Source organism: Coprobacter sp., assembly GCF_982436375.1.
The window spans coordinates 1-4,431 of record NZ_CEWDCG010000224.1; the positions used below are offsets into that span (position 1 = coordinate 1).

Consider the following 4,431-nt stretch of genomic DNA (forward strand, 5'->3'; position numbering starts at 1 on the left):
ATGAAAAAGGGTGACCCGTTCAGTCGTTATTGACTTTTGGGTCACCCTCTTTTATTAATAATAATTTTATAGTCTTTCTGGATATATAATTTTATCTTTTGACAGGCTCTAATATTATCGGATTATCCTTTGGCTTTTTTGTATGTTATTGCCTTTTATGTGGATAATGTATATTCCCGGTACGAAACCTGATAAATTTAAAATTTCTTCTTGACCTATCGTTATGGAATTTAACCTTGTTGATTTCAGTAATTGCCCGTTTGTATTATATACAGATATGGTTGTTTGGTTATCGGTTTTCCCGAATAATAGATGACATATTCCATTTCCCGAAGTGTAGATTGTCACGTCTGGAATGTTGTTTTTTTCTTCGTATATTCCCGCTGTCATTTTTATACATTCTTTTATGCCATTCCATGCATCTATTTTCCCGAAACCCCAAGTATTATCTCCATTTTCGGAAATAGTTCCTGTATAGTTATCTTGTCGTGCTGTTTTTTTGAAAATGTTTCTGACATCATTCGGGCTAAGAGTCGGGTTTGCCTGAAGCCATGTTGCTAATACTCCTGTAATGAAAGGAGTTGCCATAGAAGTTCCGGACATATATCCGTAATAATATTTTTTCCCGTTTACGGTGGTATTATCACAGATACCGCTATCATAAAATTGTGCACTGGAATATGATGAGATAATTTGATTCCCGGGTGCTGTAATATCCGGTTTTACACGTCCGTCAGCTGTCGGACCTAAACTTGAAAATTCTGCAATCATACCTTCTTCTCGAGCATAACTTCCGGTACGAGTTGCATAAGCTCCTACACTGATTACATTTTTCCCTGTTCCTCCGATTTCACCGACGGTATATTTTGAATCACCATCTGTCCATCCTGATAAACCGTTACCGGTAAGTTGACTATAATAATCATCAGCCCAGATATGTACAGTTCCACTTGTTGCAGTAATTGTTATTCCTATTGCGTAACCAGAATTCATGCTATTTACCTCAGATACTATAAAAGCGTTCGGTTTGTTGTTATTAGCATTTACTTCATAGTAAATTTCAACATATCCGCTAATCCCGTTTTTTAATGAAATAGTTTTAGAACCATTTCCTGAAATATTGACCGTTTCTGAGTATTCAGACTTGTTTTTTGAGATATTATATCGATCGATAGTAATCTGAAATGTTTCTCCGGGCTCACCCCAGATATCAAGCATCGAATAGCGGTCAGAATTATCCAAGAAATCGATAAATGTTTTTAATGTATTATCAGAAGATGTAAATGTTTTGCTGAGATGCATAGGATCACAACCTTCGTTGCCTGCTGCTCCGGCAAATAGTTTTCCCGGACCTTGCAGATTATCTGCAACTTGGTCAAAAGTGGAAGTTCCGTCGTGGGGGCCGATATGAGAACCCAAACTCATATTAATAACACAAGGTTTTCCCACCGATTCGGCATAATCATATATATATTTCATTGCATCCGAGAGGCTTACCTGATCAGTAGTATTGTCATTCAGATCATAGCTGACCAAAACTATATCTGCTTCTCCGGCTACTCCGTAATAAGATTTTGTGTGGTCTGCTCCTGCGGCTATACCGGTTACATGAGTAGCATGAGTTTCGTCTGTTACATCATATTTTGCTGCAAGAATTTCATCAGTAGTTTTATATTCTGTTCCGTAGGTAAAACCGCTTGGAGCTTTACCGTTTTTATTTTGATTCCACACTCGTTTTACCCGTAGTTGAGTTCCGTCTGTATTGTAAAAATTGATGTGTCCGTATTCAAAACCATTATCGACAATTCCTATAACAACATCTTTTCCTAAAAATGGTGTCGTTAAATCTTTCCCGCTTTGAACGTTATCTACTAGAGTCTCGGTTCTGGCTTTATTCATTTTTTGATATATCGGTGTACTGATTTGTACATATTTGATGTTATTTAGGGAGGATATGGTTTCAATTTTGCTGACAGGAATTTGCGCTGTGATTAAAGAATCTATGCAAATATTGACTCTTACTCCATAACTTTCTAAAAAATAGGGATCTGTTTGAGCCTTTAAATAAATATAAGCTTTAACATAATCGATTTCGTCAATTTTCTTTACTTTAAATTTAGAAGAAAATGTTTTGTCCGTTTTTATCTGTTCCTTTTCATTTATAAAATGCCGTGTATATGGCGACAATTTTGATTGAGCCATAATGAATGTGGCAAAGCAGAATAATAATAGAGAGATAATGGTTTTCTTCATAATCAATATTTTTTAGGTAATCTTAAATTGATAGACTTACTTAGTTCTATGGCAGAAATATCGGGTAGGGTTATTAATTCCGGTAATTGTGAAATCAGGCATGAGAAACTTTTCAGTGTGTCGGTATACGAGACGATCGATATTCCTTGGCTTTCAGCTTTGTTTTTATCGAAATATGGCCGGGTATGTAGATACCCTTTAATATAATATTTCCCGTCAGAATATTTCAAATTATATTTTTCTCGCAGTTGTTCTGACGGAGTGTAATCTTTAGATGATAAATAGCCATTGGCTTCTTTTAGTAAATCGTCCCATAACATTCTGAAATTGTTTGAGAACCGAATTGTATCGGGTAAAACAGATATTTTCATGTATTCGATTTTGTTATTTTTTCCTCCGGGCATAATTGGAATATGCCGGAACGAACATGAAATGCTGTATAATAGAATCGATATTAAAATAATCTTTTTCATAAAATCAGCTATTGATTAAAAATGCGATTAAATCATTTTTTTGTAAAAAAGATTTTATAGAATTTGTTGTTTAAAAACAATATGATACAAATATATGTTATTTAAAATTATCAGCTTGTTGCGAAGCCATTAAATATATCTAAATTCGAATATATTTTTTGTAGGGAATAAGAGATGAAATTCTAAAATAAATAGTTGATTCCGAGGTCTATGCTGTTTGTTCCGTCTTCACGGGAAAAAGCTGCTCCCCATTCTGCCGAAAGAACAAAATTATGGTTCATGACTAGTTTCAGCCCTATTCCTGCGCTTGTGTGGAGACATTCGTTTTTACCGCTGTAAATAATAGGGTCATTGCTTTCTTTTTGCAGTTTCAACCGGTATGGCTGCAGTACAGCCCCTGCGTCGAAAAAAGGGTTCATTCCGATATACCAGTTTTGTTTCAATAGTCTTATCACCCGTGAACGTAATCTTAACTCTATGTTGGTCCAACCGATACCGTTTCCCGTAATTCGGTTACGTAGTACCCCTCTTATATTATTTGTTCCTCCTAATCCTTCAGAATAAGTTTGTCTTATATAGTAAGTATTTATATCTGATAAAAAATAGAACGGAACTCTCCCGACAGGAGTAAGTTGCAATCCGATTCGTCCTGCCAAAGTCAAGTGTTCTTTCCAAAGCGATTGATAATAGCAGACGTTCAAGGTTGTTCTTATAAAGGAGTATCCGTTTTTACTTGTCCAGTCTGGAGAAAAAGCGAAGATAGCTTCTCCATATATACCTTGCGTCGGATCTGCTTCTCTATCACGGGTATCATAAACTATTCCTGCTTTCCATTGCAGAACATTTCCGCCTTTTGCCTCATTCTGATTTATCAGTCCTGCTTTTATATAGCGATTGTAAAGGTTATCTGCTCCGACATATTTTTTCAAGGAAACAGGTTGAATCATCATTTTTTGCCAACTGATGCCTGCCATCCAATTAAGTTGTCCTACAATTTTCCCTTGTAGGCCGAAAATCATACGAATTTGTTTTCGATCTATTTTATAGAAAGAATCGTTGTGTGTATCTGAGTAAGGTGCGCTACGACCGTTATATCCGTAAAAATCACACATATTGTCCGGTAAGTATGCAACATCAAATGAGAATCTGTGGTTTTTCCATAATTGGGGAGAATCATAGAAAAACCAGTAAACTCCAGATCCTTTTGTAAATCGGGCTGCTTCGATACAAAATTTATGTGTATAGTCCGGGTAATTTTCCCCATTTCCAAAATCATATAATTCGCAATATATACCGTATTGAAATCCGAGATCGCTATTGTAGGCAATCTCCGGAAACGGTGTCACATTCCATCCTTTCTTATTTTGAGAATTTATCAATGAATCTTGGGGAATGGCATAAGAAATTTTCGGATATAAAATCGTCACTAACCCGAAAAGAGATATGATAATTAATTTAAAGATACATACGGACGATTCATTCATGCCGCGAAAATACAAATATTTTTTTTCGATCGAATGTCTTTTTTTGAATAAATGAGAAAACATGACACAAAACTGTGTTTGAGTATTTGACCGTTACTATTAAAAAGTCGTATTCCTTTTGAAATCAAATTCGTTATAAGTATTATTTTGAAATATATTCGGGTTAATTCGTTAAAAAAATACTGTTTATACGTGTTTTTAATATCAATATGTAGTAATAT

Annotated in this window: 3 protein-coding genes; all 3 read right to left on the bottom strand. The window is 35.1% G+C overall.

What is annotated here, in order from left to right; genetic code table 11:
* Positions 1 to 114: 114 nt before the first annotated feature.
* On the bottom strand, positions 115 to 2,253 hold the full coding sequence (locus AC1WHX_RS10740; protein WP_303117240.1) for a S8 family peptidase: 2,139 nt from the start codon (positions 2,251 to 2,253) through the stop codon (positions 115 to 117).
* A 2-nt stretch (positions 2,254 to 2,255) separates the two neighbouring features.
* On the bottom strand, positions 2,256 to 2,726 hold the full coding sequence (locus AC1WHX_RS10745) for a hypothetical protein (RefSeq protein ID WP_009317114.1): 471 nt from the start codon (positions 2,724 to 2,726) through the stop codon (positions 2,256 to 2,258).
* Positions 2,727 to 2,908: 182 nt separating this feature from the next.
* On the bottom strand, positions 2,909 to 4,210 hold the full coding sequence (omp85, locus tag AC1WHX_RS10750) for an Omp85 family outer membrane protein (RefSeq protein ID WP_278585719.1): 1,302 nt from the start codon (positions 4,208 to 4,210) through the stop codon (positions 2,909 to 2,911).
* Between the last annotated feature and the right edge of the window lie 221 nt (positions 4,211 to 4,431).

Coding starts and splice junctions, on each gene's coding strand:
- AC1WHX_RS10740 (WP_303117240.1), bottom strand. CDS start 2,253: ATGAAGAAAACCATTATCTCTCTATTATTATTCTGCTTTGCCACATTC.
- AC1WHX_RS10745 (WP_009317114.1), bottom strand. CDS start 2,726: ATGAAAAAGATTATTTTAATATCGATTCTATTATACAGCATTTCATGT.
- omp85 (WP_278585719.1), bottom strand. CDS start 4,210: ATGAATGAATCGTCCGTATGTATCTTTAAATTAATTATCATATCTCTT.